Raw genomic sequence first — 20,466 nt, 5'->3', positions numbered from 1 at the left:
GCCATGCGTTCTGGTGTGATCGCACAGAAACTGGGAATGACCCGCATTTATACCGAAACAGGTGAACATGTTCCGGTAACGGTTCTCAAAGTCGAGAATTGTCAGGTTGTCGCCCAGCGTACTGTAGAGAAAAACGGCTATACTGCACTTCAGTTGGGTGTAGGTAAAGCCAAAGTGAAAAACGTTTCCAAGCCTATGCGCGGCCACTTTGCCGTAGCAAAGGTCGAACCGAAACGTAAAGTCGCTGAATTCCGTGTTAGCGAAGACAATCTCATTGAGGTTGGTGCAGAGCTTACTGCGGATCATTATGTTGCTGGTCAGCATGTGGATGTCGTTGGTACGTCAATTGGTAAAGGCTTCGCCGGTGCCATGAAACGTCACAATTTCGGTGGTGGACGTGCATCGCACGGTGTTTCCGTATCCCACCGCTCCCATGGTTCGACCGGTCAGTGTCAGGATCCCGGCAAGGTTTTCAAGGGCAAGAAGATGGCTGGTCAGATGGGTGCTACCCGTGTGACGACGCAGAATCTTAAAATTGTCAAAACCGACGTCGAACGAGGTCTGGTTCTGGTTCAGGGTGCTGTTCCCGGTTCCAAAGGTGGCTGGATCCTGATCAAGGATGCTGTCAAAAAGGCTCGTCCGGCTGACGCTCCGCTTCCTGGTGCAATTCGCGCTGCTGCGGCACCTGCTGAAGAAGCTCCGGCTGCTGAAGCACCTGCCGAGGGGGGTGAAGAATAATGGAACTTAAAGTCAAAACCCTTGACGGCGGTGATGCCGGGTCTGTTGCGCTTTCTGAAGACGTGTTCGGTCTTGAGCCTCGCGCTGACATCATGGCCCGCATGGTTCGCTACCAGCAGATGAAGAAAATGGCTGGTACGCACAAAACCAAGACCCGCGGTGAAATCACCGGCACGACCAAGAAATACCTTCGTCAGAAGGGCTCTGGTGGTGCACGTCACGGCAACAAAAAAGTGCCGCAGTTCCGCGGTGGTGGTCGCGCCATGGGTCCGGTTGTCCGGGACCATGCGATTGAGCTGCCCAAGAAAATTCGTGCGCTTGCGCTCAAACATGCCCTGTCTTCCAAGGTCAAGAATGACAATCTGATCATTCTGGATGATGTGAAGGCGGACGCACCAAAGACCGCAGCCGTCAAAAAACAGATTTCCGGTCTGGGTATCGAAAGCGCTCTGATCATTTCCGGTAAGGATTTGGACGAGAATTTCGCTAAAGCTGCCCGCAATATCGTCGGTGTCGATGTGTTGCCGGTTCAGGGTATCAATGTTCTTGATGTTCTGCGTCGCGATACACTGGTTCTGACAAAGGCCGCAATCGATGCTCTGGAGGAACGGTTCAAATGACCAACCTTCGTCATTACGATATCATCCGCAGCCCGGTGATTACCGAGAAGGCAACCCTTCAGTCCGAACAGGACAAAGTTGTTTTCAACGTATCCAAGGATGCGACTAAATCCGAAATCAAGGCCGCTATCGAGTCTCTGTTTTCTGTCAAAGTCAAAAGCGTCAACACGCTGGTCCGCAAGGGCAAGGTTAAACGCTTCAAAGGCATTTTCGGTAAACAGGTCGACGTGAAAAAAGCGATTGTCACCCTCGAAGAGGGCCAGTCAATCGATGTCACGACGGGTCTTTAAGGAACGCGGGGATAGGCTTTAAGTCATGGCACTCAAGACCTTTAAACCGACAAGCCCAGGCACGCGTCAGTTGGTGATTGTTGACCGCTCCGACCTCTGGAAGGGCAAACCGGTCAAAACACTCACCGAAGGCTTGACCAAGTCTGGCGGTCGCAACAACTATGGTCGCGTCACGGCACGTCGTCGTGGTGGCGGTCATAAACGCACATATCGTATCATCGACTTCAAACGTCGTAAGTTTGATGTTGTCGGCACGGTAGAGCGTCTGGAATATGATCCAAACCGTACTGCATTCATTGCTCTGGTTACTTATGAAGACGGCGAGCAGGCCTATATCCTGGCTCCTCAGCGCCTCAGCGCTGGCGACAAGGTTGTATCGTCCAGCAAGTCTGCCGACATCAAACCAGGCAACGCAATGCCACTGTCCAACATGCCAGTTGGCACCATCATCCACAATGTGGAGATGAAACCAGGCAAGGGGGGTCAGATTGCCCGCTCTGCCGGTGCTTATGCCCAGCTGGTTGGCCGTGATAGCGGTTATGCGATCGTTCGTTTGAACTCTGGTGAGACACGTCTGGTACAGGGCGCTTGCATGGCAAGTGTCGGTGCTGTGTCCAACCCGGAACATTCGAATATCAATCTTGGTAAGGCTGGTCGTAACCGTTGGCTCGGTAAACGTCCAGATGTGCGCGGTGTCGTTATGAACCCGGTTGACCACCCACATGGTGGTGGTGAAGGCCGGACCTCTGGTGGTCGCCATCCTGTGTCTCCATGGGGTAAACCTACCAAGGGTAAACGTACTCGCTCCAACAAGTCGACCGACAAGTTCATTGTTCGTAGTCGGCATCAGCGCAAGAAATAAGGGTTAACCGATGGCACGTTCTGTTTGGAAAGGTCCGTTCGTAGACGGATACCTTCTGAAGAAGGCAGACAAGGTTCGCTCTTCTGGTCGTAACGAAGTGATCAAGACCTGGAGCCGCCGCTCTACGATCCTGCCTCACTTCGTTGGACTCACCTTCGGTGTTTACAACGGTCAGAAGCATGTACCGGTCCTCGTCTCTGAAGAGATGGTCGGTCACAAGTTGGGCGAATTTTCTCCGACCCGTAACTATTACGGTCACGGGGCCGACAAAAAGGCTAAGAGGAAATAATGGGTAAGGCAAAACGCGCACGCGTCCTAAAAGACAATGAAGCAAAAGCGGTTTCCCGCATGCTTCGTACGTCGCCGCAGAAGCTGAACCTTGTCGCTGCGATGATCCGGGGGAAAAAGGTCGACAAGGCTCTTGCCGAGCTGACCTTCTCTTCCAAGCGCATCGCGAAAGATGTGAAAAAGTGTTTGGAATCTGCGATCGCAAATGCTGAAAACAACCACGAGTTGGATGTGGACAGCCTGATTGTAGCCGAAGCATATGTTGGTAAGGCACTTGTGATGAAACGCTGGCAGCCACGGGCTCGTGGTCGCGTCGGCAAGATCCTCAAGCCTTTCTCCAACCTGACGATTGTTGTTCGTGAAGTTGAGGAGACAGCCTGATGGGTCACAAGGTTAATCCAATTGGTCTTCGTTTGGGCATCAACCGCACCTGGGATTCACGCTGGTACGCAACCAAGGGCGAATATGGCGGTCTTCTGCATGAAGATTATGCCATTCGCAACATGCTGACCGAGCTGTTGAAACAGGCTGCCGTGTCCAAGATCATCATCGAGCGTCCGCACAAGAAATGCCGGGTGACCATTCACTCTGCGCGTCCGGGCATCGTTATCGGTAAAAAAGGCGCCGATATTGAAAAACTCCGCGCCAAAGTTGGCAAACTCACAAGCTCTGACGTGCATATCAACATTGTTGAAGTACGCAAGCCAGAGTGTGATGCCAATCTGGTTGCCCAGTCCATCGCTCAGCAGTTGGAACGCCGTGTTGCTTTCCGTCGTGCGATGAAACGGGCCGTTCAGTCCGCAATGCGGATGGGTGCGGAAGGTATTCGTATCAACTGTGCTGGCCGTCTGGGTGGTGCCGAGATCGCACGTACCGAATGGTATCGTGAAGGTCGCGTTCCGCTGCATACGCTGCGTGCTGACATTGACTATGGTACTGCTGAAGCTTTGACCGCTTATGGCATTTCCGGCATCAAGGTGTGGATCTACAAAGGCGAGATCATGGAACATGATCCTATGGCCTCTGAAAGACGCGCTACCGAGGGCCAGGATCAGGGCGGCAATAACAACAACAACCAGCGCCGTCGTAGCAATAAGCCTGCTGCTTAATGTCGGTTACAAACTGAGTTAAGAGAGAAATACAATGCTGCAACCAAAGCGCACAAAATATCGCAAGCAGCACAAAGGCCGTATTCATGGCAATGCGAAAGGGGGCTACGAGCTCAATTTCGGTGCCTACGGTCTTAAGGCTCAGGAGCCTGCGCGTATCACCGCTCGTCAGATCGAGGCTGCGCGTCGTGCTATGACCCGTCACATGAAGCGTGCCGGTCGTGTGTGGATCCGTGTCTTCCCGGACCTGCCAGTATCCAAGAAACCTACCGAAGTCCGCATGGGTAAAGGTAAAGGTACTCCTGAATATTGGGCAGCTCGCGTGGCTCCAGGCCGGATCATGTTTGAAATTGATGGTGTACCTGAGGATATTGCTCGGGAAGCCATGCGGCTTGCTGCTGCGAAGTTGCCTATCAAGACACGCTTCGTACAGCGCATCGCCGACTAACGGTGTGAAGGGATAACCCGATGAAAGCATCAGATGTCCGCGCGATGACAGCGGATCAAATTGCTGACGAGTTGGTAAAACTGAAGAAAGAACAGTTCAATCTGCGCTTTCAGCAGGCAACGGGTCAGTTGGAAAATACCGTGCGTACTCGGCAGGTTCGCCGTGACATTGCACGCCTGATGACCATCGCGCAGCAAAAGCGCGCCGCGTCAGCAGAATAGGAGAGACGGGATGCCAAAGAGAATTTTGCAAGGCCTCGTCGTTAGCGACAAACAGGACAAGACCGTCGTTGTGAAGGTTGAACGTCGTTTCACGCACCCGCTTCTCAAGAAGACCGTGCGTCGTTCCAAACGTTATCAGGCTCATGACGAAGGTAACTCCTACAAGGTAGGTGATCAGATTTACATTCAGGAATCTGCTCCTATTTCAAAATCGAAACGTTGGGTCGTCGTCGGTACAGAATTGCCGACTTCATAATCCAGCTTGGAAATTGGTTGTAACCCTGTTCGCGCAAGACGCGTCAGGGGAGAATAAAAAAGGCGGCCAGTCATGATTCAGATGCAAACAAACCTTGACGTCGCGGATAACTCCGGCGCTCGTCGTGTCATGTGCATCAAAGTGCTCGGCGGCTCCAAACGGAAATATGCTGGCATTGGCGACATCATTGTCGTTTCTGTCAAGGAAGCTATTCCGCGCGGACGTGTCAAGAAGGGCGATGTGATGAAAGCTGTTGTGGTTCGTACCGCAAAGGCAATTCGTCGTCCGGACGGCAGCGTCATCCGTTTTGACCGCAGTGCAGCTGTTCTGGTGAACAACAATAAGGAACCAATCGGTACCCGTATCTTCGGCCCGGTTCCTCGTGAGCTTCGTGCTCATAACCATATGAAAATCATTTCCCTTGCCCCGGAGGTGCTGTAATGGCTGCGAAACTCAAGAAGGGTGATCGCGTCATTGTTCTTGCCGGCAAAGACAAGGGCAAGAGCGGTGAAATCGTGCAAGTGATGCCGGCTGAAAGCCGTGCGATCGTGCGTGGTGTCAATCTGGTCAAACGCCATCAGCGTCAGACACAGGTGCAGGAAGCTGGTATTGTTACCAAGGAAGCTCCCATCCACCTGTCCAACCTGGCTCTGGCTGATCCTAAAGACAACAAGCCAACCCGCGTTGGTTTCACCGTCAAGGACGGTGGCGTCAAGGTTCGCGTGGCCAAGCGTTCAGGAGATGTGATTGATGGCTGAGGCTGCTTACACTCCGCGTCTGAGGACGCGTTATGAAGACGTGATCCGCGCCAATATGCAGGAACAGTTCGAGTTTTCCAATCCTCATCGGATGCCGAAACTCGAAAAGATCGTTCTCAACATGGGCGTAGGTGAAGCGGTCGGTGACTCCAAGAAGGTCAAATCTGCCTTGGAAGATCTCGAAGCAATTGCCGGTCAGAAGCCGGTGGTTACGAAAGCTCGCAAATCCATCGCGACCTTCAAGGTTCGTGAAGGCATGCCAATCGGCGTGAAAGTTACTTTGCGTGGCGACCGTATGTATGAATTTCTCGATCGTCTGATCACGATTGCGCTGCCGCGCGTACGTGACTTCCGTGGTCTGAATGGGAAAAGCTTTGACGGCAATGGCAACTTCGCCATGGGTCTGAAAGAGCATATCGTATTCCCAGAGATCGATTATGACAAAGTTGACCAGATTTGGGGCATGGACATTATCGTTTGCACAACGACAAACAATGATGATGAAGCTCGTGCTCTGCTGAAAGAATTCAACTTCCCGTTCAGCCGTTAAGGTCCCGCGGAAAGTACGAGGAAAATGTAATGGCAAAAAAGAGCGCTGTCGAAAAGAACAAAGCTCGCGCCCGCCTGGCTCAGAAATATGCAGCGAAACGCTCTGCTCTGAAAGCCATGGCCAAGGACGAGTCCCTGTCTCTTGAAGAGCGGTTCAAAGCTCGCCTGAAGCTTGCAGAGCTTCCGCGCAACTCCGCATCCATCCGCATCCGCAATCGTTGCGAAGTAACCGGCCGTCCGCGTGGTTATTATCGCAAGTTGAAGATGTCCCGTATTTCTCTTCGCGAGCTGGGTAACGAGGGACAAGTCCCTGGCCTGGTTAAGTCGAGCTGGTAAGGAGCGCGGTTTCATGGCAATGACTGATCCCCTTGGGGATATGTTGACCCGCATCCGCAATGCGCAGATGCGTAAAAAAACAAAGGTTTCCACTCCTGCATCCAAATTGCGTCAGCGCGTGCTTGACGTTTTGGCATCGGAAGGGTACATCCGCGGCTACACCACTGTCGAATTCGAAGGCGGCAAGTCCGAGCTTGAGATCGAGCTGAAATACTTCGATGGAGAACCGGTGATCCGTGAAATCCAACGCGTGTCCAAGCCTGGTCGTCGCGTGTATGCATCGGTTAAGAATATTCCGCGCATTCACAACGGTCTGGGCGTGTCGATCGTGTCTACTCCAAAAGGGGTTATGGCCGATCATGACGCTCGCGAGAACAACGTAGGTGGTGAGGTCCTGTGCCGCGTCTTCTGATGCGACACTGATCTTGTTACTCCAGATCCGGACAGGTTAGTCTTATGTCACGTATTGGCAAAAAGCCTGTTGCAGTCCCTAGCGGTGTTACTGCAACAATTGATGGCAAGACCGTCAAAGCAAAGGGCCCGAAAGGTGAACTCACTTTCGTCCTTAGCGATGATGTCGATGCCAAAATGACGGATGATGGGATTGTGGTAGAACCACGCAGCAAGTCTAAGACTGCGCGGTCTTTGTGGGGTATGACCCGCACCCAGATTCTCAACATCCTGACTGGTGTTTCTGCAGGTTTCGAAAAGAAACTGGAAATCAACGGTGTTGGTTACCGTGCTCAGATGAAAGGCAATGATCTTTCTCTGGCGCTCGGTCTCTCTCACGATGTTCTCTATACGGCTCCGGCAGGCGTTTCTATCGTTTGTCCAAAGCCAACCGAGATTGTCGTGAGCGGCATCGACAAGCAGGCTGTTGGACAGGCTGCGGCAGAAATCCGCGAATATCGTTCGCCTGAGCCCTATAAAGGCAAAGGTATCAAATATAGTGATGAATTTATCTTCCGTAAGGAAGGTAAGAAGAAGTAACGGAAACTTATTATGGCGAAGGCACTATCTCAGTTCGAGCGTCGTCGTGCACGTGTACGTCGCGCCCTGAAAAAGGCTGCCAACGGCCGTCCGCGTTTAAGTGTAAACCGGTCTTCCAAGCATATCTATGCGCAGATCATCGATGATGTTAAAGGCGTTACCATTGTAGCGGCTTCCTCTATCGAAAAAGATATGCGTGATAAGCTGAAAACCGGCGCGGACACGGCCGCCGCTTCTGAAGTTGGCAAACTGATCGCAGAACGCGCAGTTGCAGCCGGCGTGAAGGACGTGGTCTTTGATCGTGGTGGTTACATCTATCACGGACGCATCAAATCGCTCGCAGATGCTGCGCGCGAAGGCGGATTGAATTTCTAACGCGTCGGGCAACCGATTGCTCAGACGAGAGAAGAAAAGCTCATGAACAAGAAACCAGATCGTTATGATCGTGAAGAGCGTGAAAGCGAATTCGTCGACCGACTAGTCCACATCAACCGCGTTGCTAAAGTGGTTAAAGGTGGTCGTCGCTTCGGTTTTGCTGCGCTCGTTGTGATTGGTGACCAGAAAGGCCGTGTAGGTTTTGGTCACGGCAAGGCACGCGAAGTGCCTGAAGCCATTCGCAAGGCATCTGATGCTGCCAAACGGAACATGATCCGCGTACCACTGCGTGAGGGTCGCACTTTGCATCACGATGTTGCTGGCCGTCACGGCGCTGGCAAGGTCATGCTTCGTGCAGCTCCTCCGGGTACCGGTATCATCGCTGGCGGTCCGATGCGTGCAGTTTTTGAAACCCTTGGCGTGCAGGACGTGGTTGCCAAATCTGTTGGCACTTCCAACCCGTACAACATGGTCCGTGCAACCTTTGATGCCCTGAAAGCAGAAGACAGCCCTCGCGGTGTTGCTGCTCGTCGCGGTCTCAAGGTTTCCACGCTCCAGGCTCGTCGTCGTGTCTCTGATGGAGGCCGTGCCGAGAGTTAATCGCTCTTGGTCAGCCTTTCATCTCTAGATTAAAGAGGAGCCGGACATGGCAACTAAGGAACAGGGCACCATCACTGTCGAACAGATTGGTAGCCCACTGCGTCGGCCAAAAGACCAGCAGGCTACGCTGGTCGGTCTTGGCCTTAACAAATTGCATCGTCGTCGTACGCTTGAGGATACTCCTGAAGTTCGCGGCATGATCGCTAAAGTCTCTCATATGGTCCGCATCGTGGACGATGAGGCCTGAGAGGCAGGAGAGTAATATGAAGCTCAACGAAATTCGCGATAACGACGGCGCTACGCACTCCCGTAAGCGCGTTGGTCGCGGCATCGGGTCCGGCCTCGGTAAAACCGGTGGCCGCGGTGTAAAGGGTCAGAAATCTCGCTCTGGTGTTGCAATCAAGGGCTTTGAAGGTGGTCAGATGCCATTGCATCGTCGCCTTCCTAAGCGCGGGTTCAACAACATTTTTGCGAAAGACTTCAACACCGTTTCCATTGGCCGTGTGCAACAGGCAATTGACGCTGGCAAACTGGATGTTTCAAATCCGGTTACCGTCGTCGCTCTCAAAGAGGCCGGGGTTGTACGTCGTGCTCGTGATGGTGTTCGACTGCTCAGTGACGGTGAGTTGACTGCAAAAGTTGCTTTCGAAATCGAAGGCGCTTCAAAGGCAGCCATCGAAGCAGTCGAGAAAGCCGGTGGGTCTGTCAAGATCCTTGAGAAAAAAGAAGCCGGTGAAAAAGAATAATGAGAGGGCTCCTTTGAGCCTTCTTTTGCTTTAAGGGTAGTGGAGGGGAGTAAAATCCTCTTCACGCCCTATACATTTGTTTTGGCGCCCTTATATCTGGTGAATTGATTTCGTCTTCAAGTGAGCGCTATAGCGGAGTAGAGAATGGCTTCGGCAGCAGAACAACTCGCCGCCAATATGAATTTTGGCGCCTTTGCAAAGGCAGAAGAGCTCAAAAAACGCATCTGGTTCACGCTTGGTGCTTTGCTCGTCTATCGCCTTGGTACTTATATTCCGCTTCCAGGGATCAACCCTGAAGCTCTGGCTCAGGCCTTCAACAGTCATCAAAATGGTATTTTGGGGCTGTTTAACATGTTCTCAGGTGGCGCTGTCGGTCGTATGGCCATCTTTGCGCTCGGGATCATGCCTTACATTTCCGCCTCCATTATCATTCAGCTGATGACCACTGTGTCTCCGACACTGGAACAGTTGAAGAAGGAAGGCGCACGTGGTCAGAAGACCATCAACCAATATACCCGCTATGGCACCGTGTTGCTTGCAACCCTGCAGGCTTATGGTATTTCGGTCGGTCTTGAGGGATCGAGCAATATCGTCACGGACCCTGGCCTGTTTTTCCGTTTCTCTACCGTTCTGACGCTGGTGGGCGGCACCATGTTCATGATGTGGCTCGGCGAGCAGATTACTGCGCGCGGCATTGGTAACGGTATCTCTCTGATCATCTTCTCAGGTATTGTGGCAAACTTGCCGACAGCCGTTGCCAACACTCTTGAACTTGGCCGTCAGGGCACCTTGTCTACCGCTGTGATCCTCGGTGTTATCGTGGTGGCAGTGATCGTGATTGCGTTCATCGTGTTCATGGAACGCGCGCAACGCCGCTTGATCATCCAGTATCCGAAGCGCCAGGTCGGCAACAAGATGTTCCAGGGCGACAGCTCGCACCTGCCTCTGAAATTGAATACAGCTGGTGTTATTCCGCCGATCTTTGCGTCTTCCTTGCTGCTGCTGCCAACAACGGTCGTGAATTTCGTGTCCAGTAACGGGCAGGGGCCAGACTGGCTCAATACAGTCACAGCTTTGCTCGGTCATGGTCAACCTCTGTATATGCTGCTTTATGCTGCCTTGATTGTTTTCTTCGTTTTCTTCTACACAGCTATTGTGTTTAACCCTGAAGACACTGCGGATAATCTTAAGAAACATGGTGGATTTATTCCCGGTATTCGTCCGGGACAGAGAACAGCGGAGTATATTGATAAAATTCTCACGCGAATTTCCGTGTTGGGTGCAATATATCTTGTCCTTGTCTGTCTCTTGCCAGAGTTTCTTATTTCGGCGACTGGTGTTCCATTTTACTTCGGGGGTACGTCCCTGTTGATTGTCGTCAGCGTGACGATGGATACCGTGTCTCAGATTCAGGGACATTTGCTGGCCCAGCAATATGAAGGGCTGGTCAAGAAATCGAAGCTAAGAGGAAAACGTCGATGAGATTGATTCTGCTAGGGCCTCCGGGAGCAGGTAAGGGAACGCAGGCCGAGCGTTTGGTCAAAGACTATGATATTCGTCAGCTCTCCACTGGAGAAATGCTGCGAGCCGCTGTTGCAGCCAAGACAGCTGTCGGCGTGAAAGTGGAAGAAATCCTGAAACGCGGTGATCTGGTATCGGACGAAATCGTCTGTGCAATTATTTCTGATCGCATTGATGAGGCAGATTGCGCAAATGGATTTATCCTTGACGGTTTTCCGCGCACAATCGCTCAGGCCGAAGCATTGGGGGGGCTTCTCGACGAGAAGGGCTTGACCCTTGATGGTGTGGTTGAAATTCGTGTTGACGAAGGCATCCTTCTGAAACGCATTGAAAAGCGTGCTTCCGAAACCGAAGGCGGAGCGCGCGCCGATGACAATGCTGAAGCGTTGAAGAAACGCCTCGCGGTTTACAAGGAGCAGACTGCTCCGCTGATCGACTATTATTCCAAGTCTGGTCAGCTCAAAACCGTCGATGGCATGCAGGATATTGATGCAGTTGCTGCGTCCATCAAGGATGCGTTGTCTAGCTAGGCCTTGAAGAACTGTGTTGCGATTGAGAAGCGGGAGGGTTTAAGTCGTTTCCGCTTCTTTTGATTTAGACATTGCGCTTTGTGCGCTTGATAGGGAGGCGTCAACCAAAATCTGATGTTTTTTGCGATTAGAGGTTGACTTTTCCTCAGGGAATCCGGTACTAACCGGCGCTAATCACGTTTTATTACGTGAGGTGTTCGAAGGCGGAACGGCTTTCGGACAAATTTTTGCGTTCTATTGACAGGGCGTGAGAAATGCTCGGACTGGTCACAAATGCCAGATTGTTTCGTCACTCTGGTTGGGCTTGGTCGAGAGCCAAAAACTAAGAAAACTGTCTTTTACCATTGAGCAGGCTTGCTTGCTAAGGATGGGGAGAAGATGCCCATAGTTCGCAGTTATTCTCTTAACGGGAAGGCTGCTATGAGGAGATAAGACGTGGCCCGTATTGCTGGCGTCAACATACCGACGAACAAACGCGTAATTATCGCGCTTCAATATATTCATGGTATTGGTCCTAAATTTGCTCAGGAAATCATTGAGCAGGTCAATATCGCTCCGGAACGTCGTGTGAACGAGCTGTCCGATGCCGAAGTTCTCAAAATCCGCGAAGTGATCGATGCCGGTTACACCGTGGAAGGGGATCTGCGCCGTCAGACTTCCATGAATATCAAACGCCTGATGGACCTGGCTTGCTATCGTGGCCTGAGACATCGTCGCGGTCTGCCTGTTCGCGGTCAGCGCACTCACACCAACGCTCGCACCCGTAAGGGTCCTGCAAAAGCGATCGCTGGTAAGAAGAAATAATCCACGTCCGGTGGAGCCGCTGGTATGACGGCGGTGTAGAGATCGAGGTTAGAATATGGCAAAAGATGCCTCGCGCGTTAAACGTCGCGAACGTAAAAATATTACGTCCGGTGTAGCGCATGTGAATTCGACATTTAACAACACCATGATCACCATCTCTGATGCGCAGGGGAACACCATCTCCTGGTCGTCCGCAGGGATGATGGGTTTCAAAGGCTCTCGTAAGTCTACCCCATTTGCTGCTCAGATGGCTGGTGAGGATGCTGGTAAAAAAGCAGCCGAACATGGCATGAAAACCCTCGAAGTCGAGGTTCGTGGACCTGGTTCAGGTCGTGAGTCCGCACTGCGTGCCTTGCAGTCTGTTGGCTTCACGATCACGTCTATTCGTGACGTTTCCCCAATTCCGCACAATGGTTGCCGTCCGCGCAAGCGTCGTCGCGTCTAATTGAAGTTCAGAGTCCCTGCAATTTCCTTGCAGGAATTTGCGGGGTTTCTCCCCGAAACAAGAAAGGGTTGAGACGTGATTCAGAAAAACTGGCAAGAACTGATCAAGCCAACCAAGCTCGAAATCACCCCCGGTGACGACGAATTGCGTGTCGCCAAAGTGGTTGCCGAGCCTCTGGAACGTGGTTTTGGCATGACTTTGGGCAATGCCCTGCGTCGTGTTCTGCTTTCATCCTTGCAGGGTGCCGCGGTAACTTCCATCCAGATTGATGGTGTGTTGCACGAATTCTCTTCCATTGCAGGCGTTCGTGAAGACGTGATGGATCTGATCCTGAACGTCAAGGAGATCGCATTGCGCATGGAAGGCGAAGGACCAAAACGCATGGTTCTGCGCAAGGAAGGTCCGGGCGTTGTTCGGGCAGGCGATATTCAGGTTGTCGGGGATGTCGAAATTCTGAACCCGGAACTGGCGCTTTGTACGCTTGACGTAGGTGCCGAGTTGCGGATGGAATTCACCGTTGATAGCGGAAAAGGCTATGTGACGGCGACACAGAATCGTCCAGACGATGCGCCAATCGGTCTTATTCCGGTGGACAGCCTCTATTCTCCGGTCAAGCGTGTTGCTTACAATGTCGAGAATACCCGACAGGGTCAGGATCTCGACTTCGACAAGCTCACCATGACGATTGAAACCGATGGCTCTATCAAGCCAGAAGATGCTGTGGCATTTGCCGCACGTATCCTTCAGGATCAGCTGTCGATCTTCGTCAATTTCGAAGAGCCAGAGAAGGAAGTTGTTCAGGAACAGACCCAGGAATTGGCATTCAACCCGGCACTTCTCAAGAAAGTGGACGAGTTGGAACTGTCTGTTCGTTCTGCGAACTGCCTGAAAAACGACAACATTGTTTACATCGGCGATCTTATCCAGAAAACGGAAGCGGAAATGCTTCGCACTCCGAACTTTGGACGCAAGTCGCTTAACGAGATCAAGGAAGTCCTTGCACAGATGGGGTTGCATCTTGGCATGGAAGTTCAGGCCTGGCCGCCTGAAAATATCGACGATCTCGCAAAGCGCTACGAAGATCAGTATTAATTTGCCCGCGGTGTGATACCGTCGGATAGAGTAAAGGAGAGGGCAATGCGCCACGGCAAATCAGGACGCAAGCTCAATCGTACAGCTTCTCATCGTAAAGCGATGTTCGCCAACATGGCAGCCGCTTTGATCAAGCATGAGCAAATCGTAACCACCCTGCCTAAGGCTAAAGAACTTAAGCCAATCGCAGACAAACTCATCACTCTGGCAAAGCGCGGCGATCTGCATGCTCGTCGTCTGGCAATTTCCAAAATCCGCGACAAGGATATGGTTGCGAAATTGTTTGAAACGCTTGGCCCCCGCTATGAAGACCGCAAAGGTGGCTACACCCGCGTTCTGAAAGCCGGTTTCCGCTATGGCGACAATGCGCCTTTGGCTGTGATCGAGTTGGTTGATCGCGATCCGGAAGCGCGCGGTACCGATTCTGGTCCAACCGCAGAAGCGAACGTAGAAGACGCAGCGTAATTTTTCTCGCAGCGTGAAGATTTAAGAGGGTGGCCGATGGTCGCCCTTTTTTCTTGTTGGTTTGTTCTTGTTTTGTTTCGAGTGAAGCGATATGATTTCGGCGATCGCAGCGGACTCGTTTCTCAGGAGGGCTTCGCATCTGGTAAGAATGACGTTGGGCAATTAAGATATCGGATTGTTGAGGCACTCCCCCGAGGCGCTCTTTTTATTGCTGCTGCACGCATTTGCAGGTCAAGTGCTTGTGAGGACGTGCTAAGGATCAGTTGTCGAGGGGGGTACCAAAGGCTCTGATCCTGGCAAAGCATGCCTCTTCATGCCGTTCTCTCTTTCCTGGGGTATCGTGAAATTGCCGGTTTATGGGGGCTGGTGGAATGAAGGGTTTTTTCGGGTATTTGGCAATGTCGGCCGAGACTTGCCTTTCATTTTCAATTTTGTTGAAACGGGGTTGATTTATCCGACTTAAGTTTGATTAAATCTTCGCAATGCTTGATAAAAAATGGGATTTGACCCTTTTCTTGCCTTGAGTTTGGCCAATATTGAAAACAGAAGATTTTAAGTGACAAGTGTTTGTTTTCAAAGGAAATGAGGTTGCAGAATGACGAATAAAAAAGGTATTGCTGCGGTGGCAGCTCTGGTTTTGGCTGCCTCAGGCGGGTTTTTCATTGCGGACTATGTGCATATATCCAATGCCGCGTCTCCGGTGTCTGGGTCCGCGTCGGCCCCTGTGCAAGTAACGCCGGTGGCCAATCGCGTGCCTGCCAATCAGGCTGAAATGAAGCTCAGTTTTGCGCCTCTGGTCAAGGAGGCTGCGCCTGCGGTGGTCAATGTCTATGCTTTTCGAAAAGTGGTGACGCGGGATCAGTCTCCCTTTTTCCGTGATCCATTTTTTCAGCAGTTCTTCGGTGGTGGCGGGTTTGGCGCTCCGCGTGAACGTGTGCAGCGCTCCCTTGGATCTGGTGTGATTGTTGACCATACCGGGGTGATCGTGACCAATCACCATGTGGTCGATGGAGCGACCGAGGTGAAAGTTGCTCTGGCTGACAGGACAGAGTTTGAAGCCGATGTGGTGCTTGATGATGAGCGCACCGATCTGGCCATCCTGAAGATTCGGGATCTGGACAAGGACCTGCCGCATCTGGAGTTTTCGGATTCCGACAATCTGGAAGTCGGCGATCTGGTGCTCGCTATCGGTAACCCGTTCGGTGTCGGGCAGACGGTGACCAGCGGCATCGTTTCTGCTGTTGCGCGCACACAAGTCGGGGCAACTGACTATCGCTATTTCATTCAGACAGATGCGGCCATCAATCCGGGCAACTCGGGCGGTGCGCTGGTGGACATGCAGGGGCGTCTGGTTGGTATCAACAGTTCCATCTACACCCGTTCAGGTGGCTCCAACGGCATCGGCTTTGCCATTCCTGCCAACATGGTCAAACTGGTCTCCGACGCAGCCATTTCGGGGAACAAGGTTCAGCGGGCCTGGTTTGGTGGCGGGTTGCAGATGGTCACGTCCGATATTGCTTCCGGCCTTGGTCTTGAGCGCCCGCAGGGCGTGCTGGTGACTGAGATTTATCAAAACAGTCCTGCCGAGAAGGCGGGCCTGAAGGTTGGAGATCTGATTTTGTCGGTCAATGGCAAGGAGGTTTCGACGCCGGACGGTTTTGGCTATCGTTTTGCGACCCAGCCTCTGGGAGGGGATATCCCGCTTGAGATTTTGCGTCAGGGCAAGGCGCGGGATTTGTCCATCCGCGCACAGGCCGCTCCTGAGATGCCGCCTCGAGATCAGCGTCTTATTGAAGGCTATTCACCTTTTTCCGGTGCAACAGTGCTCAACCTGTCCCCAGCCGTCGCGCAGGAAATGGGGCTTGACTCTGGACTTAACGGTGTTGTTGTGCTGGAGGTTAGAAACGGGACCTATGCTTCGCGGCTTGGTCTGAAACCCGGCGATATTGTCCGCAAGATCAACGGACAGGTTGTCGGCAATACCAAGGAATTGAAAGTGCTGTCCGAGCAGGATTTCCGCCTCTGGCGGTTGGAAATCGAGCGTGACGGCAAGATCATCCAGACGGTCGTCAGTTGAGAATGATGTGAGCAATCTGTTTGAAAATGCAGGGCTGGACATTGCTGGCTCGGGCCAGCACCAGTCGGATGCCAAGGGTGATGGTGCGAATCGGCCTCTAGCCGATTTGTTGCGACCCCGAAGGTTGGAGGATGTCGTCGGGCAAGACCATCTGGTCGGCCCCGATGGCACCCTTACGCGCATGCTCAAGAGCGGCACGCTTGGATGCCTTGTGCTTTGGGGACCGCCGGGCACGGGCAAGACAACGGTCGCGCGTCTGCTTGCTGACGGTATCGATCTGCATTTCGAACAGATTTCCGCGATTTTCTCGGGTGTTGCGGATCTCAAGAAAGTCTTTGAAGCGGCCCGTGAAAGGCGACGGATCGGTAAGACGACCCTGTTGTTTGTTGACGAGATCCATCGGTTCAACAAGGCCCAGCAAGACAGCTTTCTGCCTGTGATGGAAGACGGAACGGTCATCCTTGTCGGTGCCACGACAGAGAATCCGTCTTTTGAGCTCAATGCAGCCTTGCTCTCCAGGTCTCAGGTGCTGACGTTCAAAAGTCTCGATGCCGAGGCAATCGGCAAGTTGCTAAAACGGGCCGAGGAAGCTTTGGGCAAGCCTTTGCCTCTTGATGAAGAGGCCCGTGAAGCGCTGATCAGGATGGCGGACGGGGATGGTCGCTCCTCTCTCACGTTGGCGCAGGAAGTCTGGCGTGCGGCCCATGAGGGCGAAATTTTCAGTGCCGAGCAGCTGGGCAATATCCTGCAACGACGCGCCCCGGTCTATGACAAGTCCGCCGAGGGGCACTATAATCTGATTTCCGCCTTGCACAAATCGATCCGGGGGTCCGACCCCGATGCCGCGCTTTACTATATGTGCCGGATGCTTGATGCGGGGGAGGACCCGCTTTATCTGCTCAGGCGCATGACCGTCATGGCGTCCGAGGATGTCGGTCTGGCAGATCCCAATGCACTTGTCATGGCGCAGGCGGCAAGGGAGGCCTTTCAACTGATCGGCCCTCCCGAGGGCTATTATGCACTTGCGGAGCTGGCCATTTATCTTGCAACGGCACCGAAATCCAACAAGGGCTATCTTGCCTTTCATGCAGCAATGAAGCAGGCGAGACGGGCAGGGTCGCTTCAACCGCCAAAGCACAGTCTCAATGCACCCACCAAATTCATGGCTCAAGAGGGTTATAGCGACGGATATCTTTATGATCATGACGAACCGGATGCCTTTTCCGGTCAGGATCATTTCCCTGAGGAGCTTGGCAGGCAGGTTTTTTATGAACCGGTGGAACGGGGATTTGAGAGAGAATTGAGAAAAAGGCTGGATTATTGGTCCCGCCTGAGAATGGAAAGAAAGAAATGAATCATTTTATTTTCGTTGCGATTGGCGGGGCGGCCGGAGCCAGTTTACGTCATTTGGTCGGCTTGATGGCGCTGAGATCCTTTGGTGGTGGATTTCCCTATGGCACGATGATCTGCAATATTGTCGGTTCCTTTTTCATGGGGCTGCTGATCCATATCCTGGCCGTGCGTTTCAATGCCAGCACAGAGATTCGATTGCTTCTGACGACCGGTCTGCTTGGTGGTTTTACAACCTTTTCCACTTTCTCGCTGGATATTGTGACAATGACCGAGCGGGGACAGACGACCGTTGCGCTATTTTATATTGCAATCTCGCTTGCGGGCGGTATTGTGGCGCTCTTTGCTGGGCTCTCTGCGGCCCGGGCGCTGGTTTGATTGAGGGAAGTTTGTTAGATGGCGACGATTCAGTTTCGCACAGTCTCAGGTGAGGAAGATGGGCTCCGGCTGGACCGCTGGTTCAAGGAGCATTATCCCGGTCTCTCCTTCGGCCAATTGCAGAAATTGATGCGCACCGGGCAAGTGCGCGTCGATGGCAAGCGGGTCAAGACAAATGCGAGGCTGATGAAAGGTCAGGAGGTGCGTATTCCGCCTCTGGCTACCGATGAGAAGTCGCAAAATGCCGCGCCCAAGCGGGCGATGCCGCGGGCGGATGACAAGGATGGCGATTTCCTTCGCTCGATCATGCTCTTTGAAGACAAGGATATCTTTGTCTTCAACAAGCCGGCGGGGCTTGCTGTTCAAGGCGGTTCGGGCATGAGCCGGCATGTGGATGGGATGCTTGAGGCCCTTCGGGATCGCAACGGACAAAAGCCTCGCCTTGTGCACCGACTGGACCGAGACACATCCGGTGTTCTTGTCGTTGCGCGAAAGCGTTCCATCGCGATGCAATTGGCGCAGGCCTTCCGGGAGCGCTCGACGCAGAAAACCTATTGGGCTTTGGTGCGCGGTGTGCCGAAACCGCATCAGGCGCGTATCTCGACCTATCTGGCGAAATATCAGGCTGAGGATGGTGACAGGATGCGGATTGCCCGTCATGGCGATGATGGTGCCGTACATGCTGTCACGCACTATTCGGTTGTTGAGCAGTCGGGGCAGAAAATGTCCTGGCTGGTGATGAAGCCGGTGACGGGGCGTACCCATCAGCTGCGCGTTCATTCTGCCTATATGGAGTGCCCGATTATCGGTGATCCCAAATATTTCAACATCGAGAATTGGGAGTTCCCCGGCGGCATTCAGAAGAAGCTTCACCTGCATGCACGCCGTATCCGCATACCCCATCCCAAGGGCGGAATTCTGGATATCTCGGCGCCGCTGCCTCCGCACATGCAGCAGAGCTGGAACCTGCTCGGGTTTGATGTCTCGGCCTATGATCTCGAAATCGAAGACGAGCTTGGCACGGAAGACTAGCAATATTCCGAACCCTCTGTTTCTCCTTACAGGACCCTATTTTCATGACTCTCAAGCTTTTCATTTTTGACTGTGACGGAACACTCGTTGACAGTCAGCACACGATTGTCGAGGGCATGGATCATGCGTTCGGAGTTCATGATCGCAAGCGACCAACAGCAGATGAGAGCCGCTCGATCATCGGACTGTCTCTGCCTGAGGCGATTGCAAAGCTGGCTCCGGACCTGAGCGCGGCGGACAATGCGGCGATCGTTGAGAGTTACAAGGATTTTGTCATCGCCAAGCGCGCAAGCGGGGAAGCCATCGAGCTGCTGTATGAGGGCGCCAAAGAGGTGGTTGAAGCGCTCGCGGCAACGGAAAACGTGCTTTTGGGGATTGCCACCGGCAAAGCCTATCGGGGTGTTTTGCATCTTTTTGATTGCTACGGTTGGCATGATCTTTTCACGACGGTTCAAACGGCAGACAGAGCGCCTTCCAAACCCAATCCGGGAATGATTTTGCAAGCTATGGAGCAAACTGGTGTTGCGCCTGAGAATACCTATATGATTGGCGATACCAGTTATGACATGGAAATGGCGGTCAATGCGGGGGTTACAGCCATCGGTGTCAATTGGGGCTATCATGCTGAAGCGGTGATGAGAGAGGCTGGTGCACATCATATTGTTGATGATTACCCGGCTCTGCACACGCTTTTGGCGCGTTTTCTCTAAGACCGTAGGGGGGAGGCTGCATGTCTGACAAGAATGATCAAAAGCACGACAGCGTCGAATTCGAGCAGCTGTTCGGAGATTTTGTTCCCGGCCAGAAGGATAGCAGTCAAAACCCGATGATGCGGTCCAAGGAAGCGGCCAAGACTCCTCTGCCAAAGCGGTTTTACAAGCAGGTTGAAATTGGATGCGAGCGTCTTGAAGATGGCAGCGAGCGTTTCAGCATCCTGCTTGATGGGCGCTCTGTCAGAAGCCCGGCCAAGAAGATTGTTGCCGTGCCCTCAAGATCTGTCGCAGAGATCCTGAGAGAGGAGTGGGACGCGCAGCAGACGGAAATCAATCCGGCGCTGATGCCCATGACACGGCTCGTCAATTCCACCATTGATGGGGTGGAAGCGGCACGAGAGGCCATGCTCGAAGAAATATGCGCTTATCTGGGCAATGATCTGCTTTGCTATCCTGCCAGCCATCCCCAGAGGCTTGTAGAGCGCCAGAAAGCGCATTGGCATCCGGTTCTGGACTGGGCGGAGGTTGAGCTCGGAGGGCGGTTCGTGCAAGCGAGCGGCATTCTTGCCGTGGACCAGTCTCCCGTGATGGCGGAGCGGCTCAAAGGCATCTGGTGCGAGCTTGATATTTTCCAACTTGCTTCGGTCCACACGATCATGACGATCACCGGTTCTGCGCTTTTGTCCTATGCCTTGTGGAAGCGTTTTATGGAGCGGGACGAGGTCTGGGCTGCGGCCATGGTCGACGAAGACTGGAATATCGAGCTTTGGGGTGAGGACGAAGAGGCGACCAAACGCCGGGTTTTTCGCCGCACCGAGTTTGATGCTGCGGCGTTCATTATCGAGGCTTTTCAAGCCTGAAGTGACCCGTCTT

At 53.0% G+C, this 20,466-nt stretch carries 32 protein-coding genes; all 32 read left to right on the top strand.

The features are described from left to right. The first annotated feature begins 3 nt into the window (after positions 1 to 3). The gene (gene rplC / locus ACHZB8_RS15995) at positions 4 to 738 is read left to right on the top strand and encodes a 50S ribosomal protein L3 (protein ID WP_316861781.1); all 735 of its coding nucleotides are present in this window, start codon (positions 4 to 6) and stop codon (positions 736 to 738) included. Further along, positions 738 to 1,358, top strand: coding sequence for a 50S ribosomal protein L4 (gene rplD / locus ACHZB8_RS15990; RefSeq protein ID WP_316861779.1), 621 nt, complete (start codon positions 738 to 740; stop codon positions 1,356 to 1,358). Before rplC ends, rplD begins: the two co-directional genes overlap by 1 nt. Beyond that, positions 1,355 to 1,648, top strand: coding sequence for a 50S ribosomal protein L23 (locus tag ACHZB8_RS15985; RefSeq protein ID WP_316861778.1), 294 nt, complete (start codon positions 1,355 to 1,357; stop codon positions 1,646 to 1,648). Before rplD ends, ACHZB8_RS15985 begins: the two co-directional genes overlap by 4 nt. Positions 1,649 to 1,673: 25 nt before the next feature. Then, positions 1,674 to 2,510, top strand: a complete 837-nt coding sequence (gene rplB / locus ACHZB8_RS15980; protein WP_316861777.1) for a 50S ribosomal protein L2 — start codon at positions 1,674 to 1,676, stop codon at positions 2,508 to 2,510. A gap of 10 nt (positions 2,511 to 2,520) precedes the next feature. Then, positions 2,521 to 2,799 carry a 30S ribosomal protein S19 gene (gene rpsS / locus ACHZB8_RS15975; protein WP_316861776.1) on the top strand — a complete coding sequence of 93 codons (279 nt, stop codon included), beginning with the start codon at positions 2,521 to 2,523 and terminating at the stop codon, positions 2,797 to 2,799. After that, a complete protein-coding gene (gene rplV, locus ACHZB8_RS15970; protein WP_316861775.1) occupies positions 2,799 to 3,179 on the top strand; it encodes a 50S ribosomal protein L22 in 381 nt (126 codons plus the stop codon). Before rpsS ends, rplV begins: the two co-directional genes overlap by 1 nt. Beyond that, on the top strand, positions 3,179 to 3,907 hold the full coding sequence (gene rpsC / locus ACHZB8_RS15965) for a 30S ribosomal protein S3 (protein WP_316861774.1): 729 nt from the start codon (positions 3,179 to 3,181) through the stop codon (positions 3,905 to 3,907). Before rplV ends, rpsC begins: the two co-directional genes overlap by 1 nt. 34 nt (positions 3,908 to 3,941) lie before the next feature. Next, positions 3,942 to 4,355 (top strand): 50S ribosomal protein L16, encoded by a 414-nt coding sequence (gene rplP / locus ACHZB8_RS15960; protein ID WP_316861773.1) that lies wholly within the window; start codon positions 3,942 to 3,944, stop codon positions 4,353 to 4,355. A 20-nt stretch (positions 4,356 to 4,375) separates the two neighbouring features. Beyond that, entirely contained in the window at positions 4,376 to 4,576 is a 201-nt protein-coding gene (gene rpmC, locus ACHZB8_RS15955) for a 50S ribosomal protein L29 (RefSeq protein ID WP_316861772.1), read from the top strand. Between the two features lie 10 nt (positions 4,577 to 4,586). Next, positions 4,587 to 4,832, top strand: coding sequence for a 30S ribosomal protein S17 (gene rpsQ / locus ACHZB8_RS15950; RefSeq protein ID WP_316861771.1), 246 nt, complete (start codon positions 4,587 to 4,589; stop codon positions 4,830 to 4,832). A gap of 72 nt (positions 4,833 to 4,904) precedes the next feature. Beyond that, the gene (gene rplN, locus ACHZB8_RS15945; RefSeq protein ID WP_090072124.1) at positions 4,905 to 5,273 is read left to right on the top strand and encodes a 50S ribosomal protein L14; all 369 of its coding nucleotides are present in this window, start codon (positions 4,905 to 4,907) and stop codon (positions 5,271 to 5,273) included. After that, positions 5,273 to 5,590 carry a 50S ribosomal protein L24 gene (rplX, locus tag ACHZB8_RS15940; RefSeq protein WP_316861770.1) on the top strand — a complete coding sequence of 106 codons (318 nt, stop codon included), beginning with the start codon at positions 5,273 to 5,275 and terminating at the stop codon, positions 5,588 to 5,590. The genes rplN and rplX overlap by 1 nt, the downstream gene beginning before the upstream one ends. Further along, a complete protein-coding gene (gene rplE / locus ACHZB8_RS15935) occupies positions 5,583 to 6,140 on the top strand; it encodes a 50S ribosomal protein L5 (protein WP_316861769.1) in 558 nt (185 codons plus the stop codon). The genes rplX and rplE overlap by 8 nt, the downstream gene beginning before the upstream one ends. 29 nt (positions 6,141 to 6,169) lie before the next feature. Further along, positions 6,170 to 6,475 carry a 30S ribosomal protein S14 gene (gene rpsN / locus ACHZB8_RS15930; protein WP_316861768.1) on the top strand — a complete coding sequence of 102 codons (306 nt, stop codon included), beginning with the start codon at positions 6,170 to 6,172 and terminating at the stop codon, positions 6,473 to 6,475. Between the two features lie 13 nt (positions 6,476 to 6,488). Then, entirely contained in the window at positions 6,489 to 6,887 is a 399-nt protein-coding gene (rpsH, locus tag ACHZB8_RS15925; RefSeq protein ID WP_316861766.1) for a 30S ribosomal protein S8, read from the top strand. A gap of 44 nt (positions 6,888 to 6,931) precedes the next feature. Beyond that, positions 6,932 to 7,465: a 50S ribosomal protein L6 gene (gene rplF, locus ACHZB8_RS15920; RefSeq protein WP_316861765.1), complete on the top strand. Its 534-nt coding sequence runs from the start codon at positions 6,932 to 6,934 to the stop codon at positions 7,463 to 7,465. A gap of 12 nt (positions 7,466 to 7,477) precedes the next feature. Further along, positions 7,478 to 7,840: a 50S ribosomal protein L18 gene (gene rplR / locus ACHZB8_RS15915; RefSeq protein WP_316861763.1), complete on the top strand. Its 363-nt coding sequence runs from the start codon at positions 7,478 to 7,480 to the stop codon at positions 7,838 to 7,840. Positions 7,841 to 7,882: 42 nt separating this feature from the next. Beyond that, positions 7,883 to 8,440: a 30S ribosomal protein S5 gene (gene rpsE, locus ACHZB8_RS15910; protein ID WP_316861761.1), complete on the top strand. Its 558-nt coding sequence runs from the start codon at positions 7,883 to 7,885 to the stop codon at positions 8,438 to 8,440. A gap of 46 nt (positions 8,441 to 8,486) precedes the next feature. Further along, positions 8,487 to 8,687, top strand: a complete 201-nt coding sequence (gene rpmD / locus ACHZB8_RS15905; RefSeq protein ID WP_316861759.1) for a 50S ribosomal protein L30 — start codon at positions 8,487 to 8,489, stop codon at positions 8,685 to 8,687. Between the two features lie 16 nt (positions 8,688 to 8,703). Then, entirely contained in the window at positions 8,704 to 9,186 is a 483-nt protein-coding gene (gene rplO, locus ACHZB8_RS15900) for a 50S ribosomal protein L15 (RefSeq protein WP_316861757.1), read from the top strand. 144 nt (positions 9,187 to 9,330) lie between these two features. Continuing rightward, complete coding sequence (gene secY / locus ACHZB8_RS15895) at positions 9,331 to 10,668, top strand: preprotein translocase subunit SecY (protein WP_316861756.1); 1,338 nt, start codon at positions 9,331 to 9,333, stop codon at positions 10,666 to 10,668. Continuing rightward, positions 10,665 to 11,237 carry an adenylate kinase gene (locus ACHZB8_RS15890; protein WP_316861755.1) on the top strand — a complete coding sequence of 191 codons (573 nt, stop codon included), beginning with the start codon at positions 10,665 to 10,667 and terminating at the stop codon, positions 11,235 to 11,237. Before secY ends, ACHZB8_RS15890 begins: the two co-directional genes overlap by 4 nt. 435 nt (positions 11,238 to 11,672) lie before the next feature. Beyond that, positions 11,673 to 12,041, top strand: coding sequence for a 30S ribosomal protein S13 (gene rpsM / locus ACHZB8_RS15885; protein ID WP_316861754.1), 369 nt, complete (start codon positions 11,673 to 11,675; stop codon positions 12,039 to 12,041). A gap of 55 nt (positions 12,042 to 12,096) precedes the next feature. Continuing rightward, positions 12,097 to 12,486, top strand: coding sequence for a 30S ribosomal protein S11 (gene rpsK / locus ACHZB8_RS15880; RefSeq protein WP_316861753.1), 390 nt, complete (start codon positions 12,097 to 12,099; stop codon positions 12,484 to 12,486). Positions 12,487 to 12,561: 75 nt separating this feature from the next. Further along, on the top strand, positions 12,562 to 13,578 hold the full coding sequence (locus tag ACHZB8_RS15875) for a DNA-directed RNA polymerase subunit alpha (RefSeq protein ID WP_316861752.1): 1,017 nt from the start codon (positions 12,562 to 12,564) through the stop codon (positions 13,576 to 13,578). Between the two features lie 45 nt (positions 13,579 to 13,623). After that, complete coding sequence (gene rplQ / locus ACHZB8_RS15870; protein ID WP_316861751.1) at positions 13,624 to 14,043, top strand: 50S ribosomal protein L17; 420 nt, start codon at positions 13,624 to 13,626, stop codon at positions 14,041 to 14,043. Positions 14,044 to 14,638: 595 nt separating this feature from the next. Next, the gene (locus tag ACHZB8_RS15865; RefSeq protein ID WP_316861749.1) at positions 14,639 to 16,120 is read left to right on the top strand and encodes a DegQ family serine endoprotease; all 1,482 of its coding nucleotides are present in this window, start codon (positions 14,639 to 14,641) and stop codon (positions 16,118 to 16,120) included. A gap of 7 nt (positions 16,121 to 16,127) precedes the next feature. Continuing rightward, positions 16,128 to 17,474: a replication-associated recombination protein A gene (locus ACHZB8_RS15860; RefSeq protein ID WP_394706211.1), complete on the top strand. Its 1,347-nt coding sequence runs from the start codon at positions 16,128 to 16,130 to the stop codon at positions 17,472 to 17,474. After that, the gene (crcB, locus tag ACHZB8_RS15855) at positions 17,471 to 17,848 is read left to right on the top strand and encodes a fluoride efflux transporter CrcB (RefSeq protein WP_316861747.1); all 378 of its coding nucleotides are present in this window, start codon (positions 17,471 to 17,473) and stop codon (positions 17,846 to 17,848) included. The genes ACHZB8_RS15860 and crcB overlap by 4 nt, the downstream gene beginning before the upstream one ends. An 18-nt stretch (positions 17,849 to 17,866) precedes the next feature. Then, entirely contained in the window at positions 17,867 to 18,880 is a 1,014-nt protein-coding gene (locus tag ACHZB8_RS15850) for an RluA family pseudouridine synthase (protein WP_316861745.1), read from the top strand. A 44-nt stretch (positions 18,881 to 18,924) separates the two neighbouring features. Beyond that, on the top strand, positions 18,925 to 19,590 hold the full coding sequence (locus ACHZB8_RS15845; RefSeq protein ID WP_316861743.1) for an HAD-IA family hydrolase: 666 nt from the start codon (positions 18,925 to 18,927) through the stop codon (positions 19,588 to 19,590). Between the two features lie 20 nt (positions 19,591 to 19,610). Then, entirely contained in the window at positions 19,611 to 20,453 is an 843-nt protein-coding gene (locus tag ACHZB8_RS15840; RefSeq protein WP_316861742.1) for an ATP12 family protein, read from the top strand. Positions 20,454 to 20,466: the final 13 nt, after the last annotated feature.

This window comes from uncultured Cohaesibacter sp. (assembly GCF_963556055.3).
Lineage (GTDB): Bacteria > Pseudomonadota > Alphaproteobacteria > Rhizobiales > Cohaesibacteraceae > Cohaesibacter.
The sequence above is the reverse complement of the archived record's forward strand: the minus strand, read 5'-3'. Positions and strand labels throughout refer to the sequence as shown.